Here is a 14,023-nt window from a genome sequence, read left to right on the forward strand (position 1 = left end):
GGGTGCCGGCCCGTCCCGCGTCCGGGCTCCGGCCGCTACGCGACCGCGGCCGCCGCCGCGCGGCCCGCCGCCCGCCCCGAGAAGAGGCAGCCGCCGAGGAACGTGCCCTCCAGCGACCGGTAGCCGTGGACGCCGCCGCCGCCGAACCCCGCCGCCTCGCCCGCCGCGTACAGGCCCTCGAGCGGTGTGCCCGCCGCGCCGATCACCCGCGACGACAGGTCCGTCTCCAGTCCGCCGAGCGACTTGCGGGTCAGGATGTTCAGCCGCACGGCGATCAGTGGTCCGGCCTTCGGGTCGAGCAGGCGGTGCGGCGCGGCGGTGCGGATGAGCTTGTCGCCGAGGTACTTGCGAGCGCCCCGGATCGCCGTGACCTGGAGGTCCTTCGTGAAGGGGTTCGCGATCTCCCGGTCGCGCGCCGTGATCTCGCGCCGCAGCTCCGCCTCGTCGATCAGGCCCTCACCGGTCAGCGCGTTCATGCCGCGCACCAGCGCTCCGAGGTCCTTCTCCACGACGAAGTCGACGCCCTTGTCCATGAACGCCTTCACCGGCGCCGGCACGTCCGCCCGCGCCCGTACGAACACGTCGCGGACCGACTTTCCCGTCAGGTCCGGGTTCTGCTCGGAGCCCGACAGGGCGAACTCCTTGCCGATGATCCTCCGGTCGAGGACGAACCAGGTGTAGCCGTGGCCCGTGCGCATGATGTGGTCGAGCGTGCCGAGCGTGTCGAAGCCGGGGAACAGCGGCACCGGGAGCCGCCTGCCGCGCGCGTCCAGCCACAGGCTCGACGGGCCGGGCAGGATACGGATGCCGTGCCTGGCCCAGATCGGGTTCCAGTTCTCGATGCCCTCGGTGTAGTGCCACATCCGGTCGCGGTTGATGTGGCTGGCGCCGGCGCGTTCGGCGATACCGAGCATCAGCCCGTCGACGTGCGCGGGAACGCCGGACAGCAGCTTCTCCGGCGGGGTGCCGAGCCGCTCGGGCCACTGGGCGCGCACGAGATCGTGGTTGCCGCCGATGCCGCCCGAAGTGACGATGACGGCCTGGGCCTTGAGCTCGAAGGCGCCGGTCACCTCGCGGCTGCTCGCCGTGCCCCGCTCCGCGTCGGACGGCTCGAGGATCTCACCGGTGACCGTGTCGAGGCTGCCGGCGCTGCGGCCGAGGCCGGTGACCCGGTGCCGGAACCGGAACTGCACCAGTCCCCTGGCGACGCCTTCGCGGACCCGGCGCTCGAAGGGCGCGACCAGACCCGGGCCGGTGCCCCAGGTGATGTGGAAGCGCGGCACGGAGTTGCCGTGGCCCCTCGCGTCGTAGCCGCCGCGTTCCGCCCAGCCGACGACGGGGAAGAACCGCACGCCCTGTCGGTGCAGCCAGGCCCGCTTCTCCCCCGCCGCGAAGTCGACGTACGCCTCGGCCCACTCGCGCGGCCGGCGGTCCTCGTCCCGGTCGAATCCGGCGGTGCCCAGCCAGTCCTGGAGTGCGAGGGCGTGACTGTCCTTGATGCGCATACGGCGCTGCTCGGGCGAGTCGACGAAGAACAGGCCGCCGAAGGACCAGTGCGCCTGGCCGCCGAAGGACTGCTCGGGCTCCTGGTCGAGAAGGATGACCTTCCGTCCGGCGTCGACCAGTTCGGCGGTGGCCACGAGGCCGGCGAGCCCTGCCCCGATCACGATCACGTCAGCGTCGTACGCCATGGTCTTCCATTCGTCGGTGGGGCCCGGTGGCACCCGATCTTCCTTACGGGCGAGTAACTCGTCAATGGCGGCGGGGGCTGGTGCTTGGATGGGGCCATGACTGAGCTGCGGTCCGCGGACGAGATCCTCGACATCGTCGACGAGCACGACCGGGTGGTCGGACAGGCCCCGCGAGGTGAGGCGTACGCCCGCGGGCTGCGTCACCGGTGTGCGTTCATCCTGGTCAGAGACGGATCGGGGCGCGTCTTCGTGCACCGGCGCACCGCCACGAAACTGGTCTTCCCCTCCCTGTACGACATGTTCGTGGGCGGTGTCGTGGGCGCCGGCGAGACCTACGACGAGGCCGCGCTGCGGGAGGCGGAGGAGGAACTCGGCGTGCGCGGACTCCCGCGCCCCGTACCGCTGTTCACGTTCCTCTACGAGGGCGAACGCGACGGCGGCCCCGCGCCGAGCTGGTGGTCGCGGGTCTACGAGGTGCGCTGCGACCTCCCGGTGGATCCGCAGAAGGAGGAGGTCGCCTGGCACGGCTTCCTCACGGAGGACGAGCTGGAGACGCGGCTGAGCGAATGGGAGTGGACGCCGGACGGGCTGGCCGCGTACGAGCGGCTCAAGGCGCACCGCCGCGGATGACGGCGGCGGATCGCCGGAGGGGCTGACCGGACGGCCCGCCGGGGGCCGGGGCCCGCAGCCGGGGCACCGGTCGGGTCACCAGTAGGGTGCCTGGCGTGAGCGACTTCGTACAGACCCTGCGGCTGTGGTTCGCACCGGCGCGGATCCGGGACGAGGGAGAGACCCCCGACTACCGGTTCTCGCTCGCCAACGAGCGGACCTTCCTGGCCTGGATCCGTACGGCGCTGGCGCTCATCGGCGGCGGTTTCGCGGTCGACCAGTTCCTGCCGGACCTGCGCTGGGGTGTGCGGGCGGGGCTGGCGCTCGCACTCATCGGCACCGGCGCCGCGTGTGCCGTGCGGGCCGTGAACCACTGGGTGCGGTGCGAGCGGGCTATGCGCCGCGGCGAGGACCTTCCGGTGTCGCGCTTCCCCGCGCTGCTGGCGGTCGTGGTCGCGGTCGTGTCGCTCGCCATGGTGGTCGTCGTGGCGTGGGGCGATGTATGACGGCACCCGCGCGGGATCCGGGACTGCAGCCGGAGCGGACTCGGCTCGCGTGGCGGCGCACCACGCTGACCTGCACAGTCGTGGCAGTGCTCGCCGCCAGACAGGCAGCGCAGGACACGGTGCTCGCGGCGGCCCTGAGTGTGGTCGCCTGGCTCGGCTTCCTGGCGGTCGCGCACCGGCGCATCGGGTCGATGGACAGGGCCCGGCCGCCGGCGATGTCCCTGGGCGGTGCGATCGCCGCGGTGGTGTGCGTCCTGGCGCTGGCGGGCTTCGCGGTGGCGATCGTGGTCTGACGCGTCCGGACACGGCTCCGACACGTCCGTTCGTCGGGTCGTTGGGAGCCGTGGCGCCTCGGGCACCTGTTCCATGGCGGCGCGGCGCACGGCGCAGGGCCCTCACGGGAGGCGCCCGCTAGCCTGGAAACCAGGCAGATCGGCACGTATCCCATCAGAGGTGAGCGCCATGACCGTTCTCCACCAGGAGCACGCCGCCCACGAGCACGCCCATGGCCCGGCCTGCGGCCACGCCGAGGTCCCGCACGGCGACCACGTCGACTACGCGCACGACGGGCATCTCCACCGGGAGCACTCCGGACACTGGGACGAGTGCGAACCGGGCGAGCATGTGTCGCACAGCGGTCACGCGCACGAGCACGGCGCCGGGTGCGGCCATCCCGCCGTGGTGCACGGCGATCACGTCGACTACGTCCACGACGGACACCGCCACGCGCAGCACGACGGCCACTGGGACGATCACTGACAGGCTCGTACCGCGGTTCCCCCGGCAGGCGCCGGCCGGCAGGCCATGAAGGCCGATGCACCGTCGGCCACGCCCCGGGGGATTCCGCTGTCCGCCACCGAGCCGGCCGTCTTGTTCGCGGACAGGCGGCGATGACCGGCGGGGCGCCGGTGGCCGGCCGCGCCTGACGCCCCCGCCCGCGGCCGGCCCCGGCCGCCTCCGCGCCCCACGGGTGTGATCCGGACTTCGCTTCGACCGGGCCACTGGACGACATACCGACTGGTCGGTCATCATGAACGCGTTCCCCAGGACCGCCCCCGGAGGTGCGCACCATGAGCTCAGTCCCCCCAGGCCTCGATCCCGAGGCGTTGCGCGGTTGTCTCGACCGCGAGCGGCCCGGACTGGTGGGCGGACCGCTCAGCGCCCGGCTGATCCAGGGCGGCCGTTCCAACCTCACCTACGCCGTCACGGACGGCACCTCCCGCTGGGTCGTCCGCCGGCCTCCGCTCGGGCACGTCCTGGCCACCGCCCACGACATGAAGCGCGAGCACCGGGTGATCAGCGCGCTGACGGCGACCGCCGTCCCGGTGCCGAGGCCCGTACTGCTCTGCGAGGACGAGTCGGTCATCGGATCGCCGTTCTACGTCATGGAGTTCGTGGACGGCACCCCGTACCGCACCGCGGAACAGCTCGCGCCGCTCGGCGCGGAGCGCACCCGTGCCGCCGTGCTGTCGCTCGTCGACACCCTCGTCGACCTGCACGCCGTCGACCCCCAGGCGGTCGGTCTGGGCGACTTCGGCCGACCCGAGGGCTTCCTCGACCGGCAGCTGCGGCGCTGGGGCAAGCAGCTGGCGGCCTCCCGGTGCCGGGACCTGGCCGGCATCGACGAGCTGCACGCCGCGCTCGGACGCGAACTCCCGGCCTCCCCGGCGGCCACCGTCGTCCACGGCGACTACCGCCTCGACAACGTCCTGATCGGTGACGACGACCGGATCAGGGCGGTCCTGGACTGGGAGATGTCCACTCTCGGCGACCCGCTGACCGACCTCGGTCTCCTGGTCATGTACAGCAAGCGGCTGGAGCTGCCCGACTCCCCCGTCAGCACCACCGCGGGCGCCGCGGGCCACCCCTCCCCGGCCGAGCTGATCGAGCGGTACGCCGGGCGCTCCGGCCGGGACACCTCGGCGATCTCCTGGTACGAGGCCTTCGCCTGGTTCAAGCTCGCCGTGATCCTCGAGGGCATCCACTACCGCTACACGCTCGGGCAGACCGTCGGCGCCGGATTCGACCGGATCGGCGATCTCGTCCCTGTCTTCATCGAGCACGGCCTCACCACCCTTCAGGAAGGCTGAGTCACCTCATGGACTTCGCATTCGACGCCCGTACCGAAGAACTCCGTGCCAAACTGCTCGCCTTCATGGACGAGCACGTCCGTCCCGCCGAGCAGACGGAGCACGAACAGCGCGCACAGCTGGCGTCGCCGTGGGACACCCCCGCGATCGTCGAGGAACTCAAGGCCGAGGCCCGCAAGCAGGGCCTGTGGAACCTCTTTCTGCCCGACTCCGAGTACGGAGCCGGTCTGACAAACCTGCAGTACGCACCGCTCGCCGAGATCACCGGCCGCAGCCCGCACCTCGCCCCCACCGCGCTGAACTGCGCCGCCCCCGACACGGGCAACATGGAGGTGCTGACGCAGTTCGGCAACGACGAGCAGAAGAAGCAGTGGCTGGAGCCCCTGCTGGCCGGCGAGATCCGCTCCGCCTTCGCCATGACGGAGCCGGAGGTCGCCTCGTCCGACGCGACGAACATCCAGACCCGGATAGACCGCGACGGCGACGACTACGTCATCAACGGGCGCAAGTGGTACATCTCCGGGGCGATGAACCCCAACTGCAAGATCTTCATTGTCATGGGCAAGACCGACCCCGACGGCGACGACATCCGCCGCCAGCAGTCCATGATCCTCGTCCCGCGCGACACTCCCGGTGTCGAGGTGCGGCGCGCGATGCAGGTCTACGGCTACGAGGACCACTCCCACGGCGGCCACGCCGAGGTCGTGTTCCACGACGCGCGGGTGCCGGCGGCCAACCTGATCGGCGAGGAGGGCGGCGGTTTCGCGATCGCCCAGGCGAGGCTGGGACCGGGGCGTATCCACCACTGCATGCGGCTGATCGGCATGGCCGAGCGGGCGATCGAGCTGATGTGCCGCAGGGCCGTGTCCCGTGAGGCATTCGGCAAGGCGATCGCCCAGCAGGGCGTCGTGCAGAACTGGATCGCGGACGCGCGGGTCACGGTGGAGCAGCTGCGGCTGCTGGTGCTGAAGACGGCGTGGCTGATGGACACGGTCGGCAACCGCGGCGCCCACACCGAGATCCAGGCCATCAAGATCGCGACGCCGCGGGCGGTCGTGGACATCCTGGACAAGGCGGTCCAGGTCCACGGAGCGGGCGGGGTCGGCCAGGACTTCCCGCTGGCGGAGCTGTGGGCGGCGGCGCGGACGCTGAAGCTGGCGGACGGTCCGGACGAGGTGCACCAGCGGTCGCTGGCGCGGCGGGAGCTGAAGCGGTACGTGTGACGCCGGGCGGGGGTTGGGGTGGGTGCGCCTCGGCGGGCTTGTCCCCTCCCCGCCCCTTCCCGAATCCGGGGCAAGCCCCGGACCCCGGTCCGCCCGCCGGACGGTCTTCGGGGCTCCGCCCCCGGGACCCGATCCGCCCTCCGGACTCGGGCTTCGCCCGCGCGTACCGCCCTACAGGCGGTTTCGGGCTCCGCGCCGGACCCCGATCCGCCCCTCCGGACCCGGGGCTTCGCCCGCGCGTACCGCCCTACAGGCGGTTTCGGGCTCCGCCCCGGACCCGATCCGCCCTCCGGACTCGGGCTTCGCCCGCGCGTACCGCCCTACAGGCGGTTTCGGGCTCCGCCCCGGACCCGATCCGCCCTCCGGACCCGGGGCTTCGCCCGGCGCGTACCCGCCCTGTGGGCGTCTTCGGGGCGGCGCCCGGGCGCTGGTCCGCCCTGCGGGCGGCGTACCGCGCATCGCGCGGTGGCGTCAAACGCCGGCAGGGCTGCTTTGCAGCCGGTCTGCAATGCCGCTGCGCGGCAAGCCGGCCCAGACGGCCGGAGCGGAATCCAGCCCCGCCGGCGATTGAGGCGCGGGGTACGGGGGCGGAGCCCCCGGTTCAAGGAGCGCGTTACGGGCGCAGGGCTCGCAGGAGGAGGTCCGCGAGGTGGTCGGCGACCTGCTGCTTGGTCATCGGGCCGTCGGGGCGGTACCACGTCGACAGGTGGTGGACCGAACCGAAGTGGTAGTCCACGACGAGGTCGGCGGGGGTGGCGGAGGAGAAGACGCCGCTCTCCTGCCCCTCCTCCACCAGCGCCCGGAAGCGCTCGTGGTAGCGGCGGCGTTCGGCGCGTACCTGCTTGTGCTTCTCGGGGCTCAGGTGGTGCATGGAGCGGAAGAAGATGTCGGCGTCGTCGAGGTTCTCGATGGTCGTGACGACGACGTCCGCCGCCGCGCCGCGCAGCCGCTTCTCGACCGGCTCGTCGGCGTCCGCGTAGGCGTCGAGCCGCTGCTGCTGGACGCGCAGCACACGGGCGTAGACCTCCTGGAGGAGGTCCTCCTTGGAGCCGAAGTAGTGGTACAGCGCGCCCTTGGTGACGCCGGCCGCCTCCACGATCTCCTGCACCGACGTGCGGTCGTAGCCGCGCTCGGCGAAGAGCCGGGTGGCAGCGGCCAGCAGCCTCTGCGGCACGGGGGTGCCGTCCCCGTCCGTCGTCCTGGCCATTGCCGCCACCCGCCTTTCTTTCTGTCTCTCCGTGCCGTTTGCGCTGTCTGTTACGCCGGGGAACGCAGTTCCCGCCTGAGGATCTTCCCACTTGTCGTCTTCGGGAGCTCCGGCAGCACCTCGACTTCGCGGGGGTATTTGTAGGCCGCCAGCCGCTCGGCGCAGTACGCGGAGATCTCGGCGGCTTCGGCGGACGCCCCCGGACGCAGGCTGACGAAGGCCTTCACGCTCTCGCCGCGGTAGGCGTCGGGGACGCCGACGACGGCCGCCTCGCGGACGGCGGGATGGGTGTAGAGCACATCCTCGACCTCGCGCGGCCAGACCTTGAAACCGGAGGCGTTGATCATGTCCTTCTTGCGGTCGACGACGTAGAGCCAGCCGTCGGCGTCCATGAACCCGATGTCGCCGGTGCGCAGTTCGCCGTCGGGGAAGGCCTCGGCCGTGGCCTCGGGCAACCGCCAGTAACCGGGCACGACCTGCGGGCCGCTGACCGCGATCTCGCCCTGTTCGCCGAAGGGCACGTCGTCGCCGTGCTCGTCGACGATCCGGACCACGGTGTCCGGACCCGGGACCCCGACGGAGAGGGTGCCGGAGGCCGGGTCGACCGGGGCCTCCTTCTCCGGGGGCACGGAGGCACAGGGCGCGGTGCACTCGGTGAGGCCGTAGCCGTTGCGGATGTAGGGCCCGAAGCCGGCCCGGAACATCTCGACGAGCGCCGGCGGCACCGGCGCCCCGCCGGAGGAGATCACCTCGAAGGACTCGAAGTGCTCCGGGGTGGCGGCGGGGTGGGCGGCGAGCGCCATGAACGCCGTGGAGGGGCCGACGGTGTACGCGGGACGGTGCTCGAGGAACGCGTCGAGGACGACACCGGCCTCGAAGCGGTAGGCCAGGGCGAGGGTGCCCGCGTTGGCGACGCAGGCCGCGAGCTGGCAGACCATGCCGGTGATGTGGAACAGCGGCGCGAGCACGAAGTAGCAGGCGCGTTCGGGCACGGGGTGGCCGGTGCGCTGGCGTTCGGCGTTGTAGGTGATGCCGCCGTGCAGGTTCATGGCGCCCTTGGGGGTGCCGCTGGTGCCGGACGTGTAGCTGATCAGCGCCACGTCGGTGGCCGCCGGTTCGCGGTCGGCCGGGGCGGGCAGGCCCCGGCGGGCGACGGCGAGGAGGTCGTCGGCGTCGTCGGCGGACAAGGTGCGCTCGAAGCCGAGGACCCGTTCGTCGTCCCGGGTCTGCAGGTCGAGCTCGCAGGCGGTGAGGGCGATCCGTACGGGAGAGGCTGCGGCGCAGTCGCGCAGGTACGCCTCCCACGCGCGGTCGGAGCAGATCAGCGCGCTCACGTCGGCGTCGGCGAGGACGTGCGCGACCTCGCCCGACTTGTACATCGGGTTGAGGGGGACGACGGTGGCCCCGGCCTTCCACGCGCCGAGCAGCGCGATCACGAAGTGCGGGGTGTTCTGCAGCATGACCGCGACCCGGTCGCCGCGCGAGACGCCGCGGGAGGCGAGGTGTCCGGCCACCGAGTCGGACAGTGCGTCGGTCTCGCGGTAGCTCAGCCGGCCGTCGAAGTAGGCGAGGGCGGTGTGTTCGGGGGCGCGGGCGACGGCGGCACGGAAGGAGTGCACGACGGTCGGGGCGGGGTCGACCGGGGCCCGCTGGGCCTCGGTGAGCTGGGACAGCCAGGGTTTGGCGGCGTAGCTCGGGGAGTTCATCGGGTGGTCCCCTCCCACTTCTGCTGGAGGTGGCTCATGCCGGCGAGCCACCGTTCGTTCTGGGTGGCGCGGGCCGCGTAGTAGCCGGCGACCTCGGGGTGCGGAAGGACCAGGAAGCGGTCCTCTGCCATGGCCTCGAAGAGGGAGTCGGCGACGTCCTCCGGTTCGATGGCGGTCGGCGTGAGGACCAGCTCGCCGGCCGTGCCGCTGGCGGTCAGCATGTCGGTGCGTACGCCCTGGGGGCAGATGGCGTGGACCTTGAGGCCGCGGTGCCGGTAGGTGAGGGAGAGCCACTCGGCGTAGGCGAGCGCGCCGTGCTTGGTGACGCTGTAGGGCGCCGCGCCAATCATCGTGAGGAGGCCGGCCGCGGAGACGGTGGAGACGAAGCGTCCGCTGCCGCGCTCGAGCCACTCGGGCAGCAGGGCCCGGCTCGCCCGTACGTGTGCCATGACGTTGACGTCCCAGGCTGCGGCCCATACGTCCTCGTCGGCGAAGGCGTCGCCGCCGGAGCCCAGTCCGGCGTTGGCGCAGTAGACGTCGACCACCCCGCCGAGGGCGTCGCGGGCCTCGTCCACGATCCGTGAGGCGTCGCCGGGTACGGCGGTGGCGCCGATCTCGTCGGCGACGGTCTTGGCCTTGCCCGCGTCGATGTCGTTGACGACGACCCGGGCGCCTTCCGCGGCGAACCGCCGGGCGAGCACGGCTCCGATGCCACCGCCCGCGCCCGTGACCACGACCCCCGCGCCCTGCACCGTACTCATCGGCTCCGCCTCTTCCCTCTCTCGTCCACCGGTCCGTCCCGGCAGACTAACCAGTCGGTATGTGCGGACGGAAGAGGGCGGCACAACCACGTGCCGAGGTCGTTCCCCGGGGGCGACATGAGCGCTAGCGTGCAGTGGTCATGACACACGGCGATCACGGAGGTAGCTCTATGAGCCTGTCCAGACGGGGTTTGCTGGTCGCGGGCGGCGCGGTGGGAGCACTGGCCGCCGCCCCCTCGCCCGCCGCGGCCCACGGGGCGCGCGGCCGGGCCCGCACCGGTTTCGAACGCCTGGCCGCCGACGGATACGCGGCGCTGTCCGGTCAGCGCGTCGGGGTGGTCACCAACCCGACGGGCATCGCCCGGGACGTGCGCCACATTGTGGACGTGATGCACGCCGACGACCGCGTGGACCTCGTCGCCGTCTTCGGTCCCGAGCACGGCTTCCGCGGCACCGCGCAGGCCGGCGGCTCGGAGGGCCGCTACGACGACCCGGCGACCGGGCTGCCCGTCTACGACACGTACCTCAAGAGCGGGCAGCCGCTGGCCGACATCTTCACCGCCTCCGGCGTGGACACGGTCGTCTTCGACATCCAGGACGCGGGCGCCCGCTTCTACACGTACATCTGGACGCTGTTCGACTGCATGCAGGCGGCGGCCCTCGCCGGCAAGCGCTTCGTCGTCCTCGACCGGCCGAACCCGATCACGGGCCGGGCGGCGCTCGGACCGGTGCTCGACAAGGCGTTCGCGACCTTCGTGGGCCGTGAGCCCATCTCCCAGGCGCACGGCATGACGGTCGGCGAACTGGCGCTGCTCTTCAACGGCGAGTTCCTCACCCGGCCCGTCGAGCTCGGGATCGTGACGATGAAGGGCTGGCGGCGGAACGACTTCTTCGACGAGACGGGCCTGCCGTGGGTCCCGCCGAGTCCCAACATGCCCACACCTCAGACCGCGCTCGTCTACGCCGGCACCTGCCTGTTCGAGGGCACCAACCTCTCCGAGGGCCGCGGCACGACCCGCCCGTTCGAACTCCTGGGCGCCGAGGGCATCGGCCCGGCGTGGGCGGAGTCCGCCAACGCGCTCGGCCTGCCGGGCGTCCGCTTCCGCGAGGCGTACTTCGCGCCCACCTTCTCCAAGTTCCAGGGGAAGACGGTCGGCGGCGTCCAGCTCCACGTCCACGACCGCGAGTCCTACGACCCGGTGCGGACGGGCATCGCCCTCCTGGTGACGGCGAAGCGCGGCTGGAGCGGTTTCGCCTGGCGCTCCGACAACTGGATCGACAAGCTGACCGGCTCCACCAAGGTGCGCACCCTGATCGACGCGGGCGCGGACACCGACGAGGTGGTGGGCGCGTGGCAGGACGAACTCGCCGCGTTCCGGGCCGTACGGAAGCGGTATCTGCGCTACTGACCGCTCCCCCCGGGCGCCCGCGCGTGGCCGGGAGCCGTCCGGCCGCCGCCGGGCGTCCGAAACAACCGGCCGGCCGGACCGGAGCCGTTGGTGCTGGTCACGTCGTACGACGTCCTGATCCCTCCGCACCGCGTCACCGCGGCAGGTCGTTTCCGACTCTCACGAGGTATGGCCGTTTCTCCCCTTGCGCAGGATGCTGTGGCAGCAGCGGAACGCAAGGGGAGGGGCGGGCCATGGCGGGGACGGATGTGCGGCCGTACGGGGAGATCTGCTTCGACGCGGACGGTGACCCCGGCGGCGATCCGTACGGCCTGCCCGCCGGCCCGCAGATCACGGACCTCGTCGTGTTCGCGCACGGCTGGAACAACTCCACCACCACGGCCCGCCGGCTGCACGCGTCGTTCTTCGCGCCGTTCCCGAAGCTGCTGGCGGCCTCGCCCGGCGTGCGCGTCGGGTACGCCGGGGTGATGTGGCCCTCGATGCGGTTCCCCGACGAGCCGTTCCCGGGCGCCGGGCGGGCCGCGGAGGCGCCTGCGGCGTGCCGGGGGCTGGACAAGACGACGCGGGACCTGCTCTCGTGCCTGTTTCCCGGGCACGGGGCGACGGTGGACCGGCTGGCGTGGCTGCTCGACGAACGGCCGGAGTCCCGGGCGGCGTTCGCCGAGTTCGGGATGCTGGCCCGGCAGTTGGCCGCCGCCCCGCCGGGCGGGCTGGAGGCGGCCTTCGCGGAGGATCTGCCGCGGGACGAGCAGAGCCCGCCGGCCGTCCTGTACGAGGACACGCTCACGCTCTGCGGGCGGCTGGCGGCGGCCCTCGGTCACCCGGCACAGGACGGCGGGCCGCGCGCGGCCTGGCAGGGCGCGAAGGAGCTGCTGCGGCAGACGACGTACTACGCGATGAAGCGGCGGGCGGGCGCCGTCGGCGAACTGGGCCTCGGCCCGCTGCTGGGGCGGCTGTCCCGGTCCGCGCCCGCGCTGCGGGTGCATCTCGTCGGCCACAGCCACGGGGCGCGGCTGGTCGCGTTCGCGCTGCGCGGGCTGCCGGAGGGGGCGCACAACGTGAAGTCGGTGACCCTGCTCCAAGCCGCTTTCTCGCACTACGCGTTCGCGACCGGGCTCCCGCACGCCCCGCACCGCTGTGGTGCGCTCGGCGCCCTGCAGGACCGCGTCGACGGGCCGGTGGTGGCGTGCCATTCGCGGTACGACACCGCCCTCGGGGTGTTCTACCCGCTGGCCTCCAGCCTCGCCGGCGATCCGGACGCCGCGACCGTGGCCGACCTGCGGTGGCGGGCGATGGGACATGACGGGATCCAGGCCGTCGCGGACACGCCACGCCTGACGCTGGACGAGGCGCTGCGCACCGGGCTGCCGGCGGCGGGGTGCGTCAACGTCGACGCCTCCGCCGTGGTGCGCCACGGGCCGCCGCCGACAGGCGCGCACGGCGACATCTGTCATGAGGAACTGGCCCGGGTGGTACTGGCCGCGGGCCGGCTCTGCGGCGCCGGGCCGGGGTCGTGATCCGGTCGAAGCGTCACGTTTTCCTTTTCGATGGAGCCGAAACGGGCACTCCTACGTCCATTCTTCAACGCCGATGTACCAGCGACGGAGGTGGCAGGGCGATGGCCGGTTTCCGGAGTCTCGCGAGACAGGTGCGCGACCCACGGTGTGATCTGGCGCTGCGGCGCTACTCACTGCGCAAATGCCTGGAACGCTTCGCCCCTTACGGGCACCGGGCCACATGGGATCACCTGTGCGGCAGGCACCGTATAGACCCGGAGGACAGAGCCCCGGATCCGGCGCGGCTGGTGGCCGCGCTCGAGGAACTGGAAGAGGCACGGGCCGTCTGGCTCGCCTACGAGGACAACTTCGCGGACCGCCGCAAACGGGAGAAGCTCGACGGGCTGCGGCGGCCCGGACACATCGACGACTGGCACCGCAGGACCTGGGGCGGCAACGGGGTGGCCCGCTGTGACACACCGACGGAGCACCCGTCCGCTCCCCTCGGCGAAGTGCTGCGCCGGCTGATCGCCGCCCTGGAGGCGGACCCGGGGGAAGCGTGCCCGGTGTGCGGACAGACGCACATCGTGTGGCGCGAGGACCTGGAGCACGAGCCGTGGACCGGTCCGGTCTGCACCGGCTGCGGCATCGTCGTGCCGCAGCCCGTCCTGACGCCGCGGGCCGTGTCCGCGGCGAAGCGCGCGGGGCGGCGCGAACTCGCGCCGGTGGCATGACGCCCACGGGTTCCGGGCCGGGCGCCCGGAACCCGTCGGCCGGGTCCGGCGGCCACGGGTCCTGAACGGGAGCCGGTAGCCGCGGGCGTACAGGCCCGTCTCCTCGTGCGTTCAGGCCCCGTCGCTCTTGGCGCGCCGCCGCTCCGGCAGCAGTCGCGAGCCGGTCAGCTGCTCGCCGAAGACGTCGTCCGGGTTGGACAGGACGCAGGTCTCCAAGGAGAGGCAGCCGCAGCCGATGCAGTCGGTGAGGTGGTCGCGGAGCCGGCCGAGCTGCTTGATGCGCTGGTCGAGTTCACTGCGCCAGGCCTCGGAGAGCCGGGCCCAGTCGTCGCGGTCGGGCGTCCGCTCCTCCGGCAGCTCCGCGAGGGCCTCCCTGATGGTGGCGAGGGGGATGCCGACGCGCTGCGCGGCGCGGACGAAGGCGACCCGCCGCAGGGCGTCCCTGCTGTAGCGGCGCTGGTTGCCGCTGGTGCGGCGACTGGTGATGAGCCCCTTGGACTCGTAGAAGTGCAGGGCGGACACGGCGGCGCCGCTGCGTGCGGAGAGCTGGCCGACCGTGAGCTCGTGGATCTTCTCTGGAATCTGCGGCAC

The 14,023-nt window shown here is 72.5% G+C and carries 14 protein-coding genes; 9 read left to right on the forward strand and 5 right to left on the reverse strand.

All coding sequences use genetic code 11. From position 1 onward, the window contains the following. Positions 1 to 35 precede the first annotated feature (35 nt). Positions 36 to 1,691, reverse strand: coding sequence for an FAD-binding dehydrogenase (locus OGH68_RS07135; RefSeq protein ID WP_264249950.1), 1,656 nt, complete (start codon positions 1,689 to 1,691; stop codon positions 36 to 38). Between the two features lie 96 nt (positions 1,692 to 1,787). Between OGH68_RS07135 and OGH68_RS07140 the strand changes: the two genes are divergently transcribed. From OGH68_RS07140 to OGH68_RS07165, 6 genes are all read left to right on the forward strand, one after another. Further along, on the forward strand, positions 1,788 to 2,321 hold the full coding sequence (locus OGH68_RS07140) for an NUDIX hydrolase (RefSeq protein ID WP_264242472.1): 534 nt from the start codon (positions 1,788 to 1,790) through the stop codon (positions 2,319 to 2,321). Positions 2,322 to 2,416: 95 nt separating this feature from the next. Beyond that, on the forward strand, positions 2,417 to 2,806 hold the full coding sequence (locus OGH68_RS07145; RefSeq protein ID WP_264242473.1) for a YidH family protein: 390 nt from the start codon (positions 2,417 to 2,419) through the stop codon (positions 2,804 to 2,806). Further along, positions 2,803 to 3,099, forward strand: a complete 297-nt coding sequence (locus tag OGH68_RS07150) for a DUF202 domain-containing protein (protein WP_264242474.1) — start codon at positions 2,803 to 2,805, stop codon at positions 3,097 to 3,099. The genes OGH68_RS07145 and OGH68_RS07150 overlap by 4 nt, the downstream gene beginning before the upstream one ends. A 169-nt stretch (positions 3,100 to 3,268) precedes the next feature. Continuing rightward, the gene (locus OGH68_RS07155; RefSeq protein WP_264242475.1) at positions 3,269 to 3,565 is read left to right on the forward strand and encodes a hypothetical protein; all 297 of its coding nucleotides are present in this window, start codon (positions 3,269 to 3,271) and stop codon (positions 3,563 to 3,565) included. A gap of 311 nt (positions 3,566 to 3,876) precedes the next feature. Then, complete coding sequence (locus OGH68_RS07160; RefSeq protein WP_264242476.1) at positions 3,877 to 4,896, forward strand: phosphotransferase family protein; 1,020 nt, start codon at positions 3,877 to 3,879, stop codon at positions 4,894 to 4,896. Between the two features lie 8 nt (positions 4,897 to 4,904). Continuing rightward, positions 4,905 to 6,119: an acyl-CoA dehydrogenase family protein gene (locus OGH68_RS07165; RefSeq protein ID WP_264242477.1), complete on the forward strand. Its 1,215-nt coding sequence runs from the start codon at positions 4,905 to 4,907 to the stop codon at positions 6,117 to 6,119. Between the two features lie 613 nt (positions 6,120 to 6,732). Here the strand turns inward: OGH68_RS07165 and OGH68_RS07170 are convergent. Genes OGH68_RS07170 through OGH68_RS07180 form a run of 3 tightly spaced genes read right to left on the reverse strand, consistent with a single transcriptional unit; the run spans position 6,733 to position 9,793 of the window. Next, positions 6,733 to 7,326 carry a TetR/AcrR family transcriptional regulator gene (locus OGH68_RS07170; protein WP_264242478.1) on the reverse strand — a complete coding sequence of 198 codons (594 nt, stop codon included), beginning with the start codon at positions 7,324 to 7,326 and terminating at the stop codon, positions 6,733 to 6,735. A gap of 50 nt (positions 7,327 to 7,376) precedes the next feature. After that, on the reverse strand, positions 7,377 to 9,032 hold the full coding sequence (locus OGH68_RS07175) for an AMP-binding protein (RefSeq protein ID WP_264242479.1): 1,656 nt from the start codon (positions 9,030 to 9,032) through the stop codon (positions 7,377 to 7,379). After that, positions 9,029 to 9,793, reverse strand: coding sequence for an SDR family oxidoreductase (locus OGH68_RS07180; RefSeq protein WP_264242480.1), 765 nt, complete (start codon positions 9,791 to 9,793; stop codon positions 9,029 to 9,031). Before OGH68_RS07180 ends, OGH68_RS07175 begins: the two co-directional genes overlap by 4 nt. 170 nt (positions 9,794 to 9,963) lie before the next feature. Between OGH68_RS07180 and OGH68_RS07185 the strand changes: the two genes are divergently transcribed. From OGH68_RS07185 to OGH68_RS07195, 3 genes are all read left to right on the forward strand, one after another. Beyond that, positions 9,964 to 11,202 (forward strand): DUF1343 domain-containing protein, encoded by a 1,239-nt coding sequence (locus tag OGH68_RS07185; protein ID WP_264242482.1) that lies wholly within the window; start codon positions 9,964 to 9,966, stop codon positions 11,200 to 11,202. 233 nt (positions 11,203 to 11,435) lie between these two features. Next, entirely contained in the window at positions 11,436 to 12,719 is a 1,284-nt protein-coding gene (locus tag OGH68_RS07190) for a serine-threonine protein kinase (protein ID WP_264242483.1), read from the forward strand. 101 nt (positions 12,720 to 12,820) lie between these two features. Continuing rightward, the gene (locus OGH68_RS07195) at positions 12,821 to 13,432 is read left to right on the forward strand and encodes a hypothetical protein (RefSeq protein WP_264242484.1); all 612 of its coding nucleotides are present in this window, start codon (positions 12,821 to 12,823) and stop codon (positions 13,430 to 13,432) included. Between the two features lie 111 nt (positions 13,433 to 13,543). Here the strand turns inward: OGH68_RS07195 and soxR are convergent, their stop codons facing one another. Then, positions 13,544 to 14,023, reverse strand: coding sequence for a redox-sensitive transcriptional activator SoxR (gene soxR / locus OGH68_RS07200; protein ID WP_264242485.1), 480 nt, complete (start codon positions 14,021 to 14,023; stop codon positions 13,544 to 13,546).

The sequence above is a fragment of the Streptomyces peucetius genome, from assembly GCF_025854275.1.
Lineage (GTDB): Bacteria > Actinomycetota > Actinomycetes > Streptomycetales > Streptomycetaceae > Streptomyces > Streptomyces peucetius_A.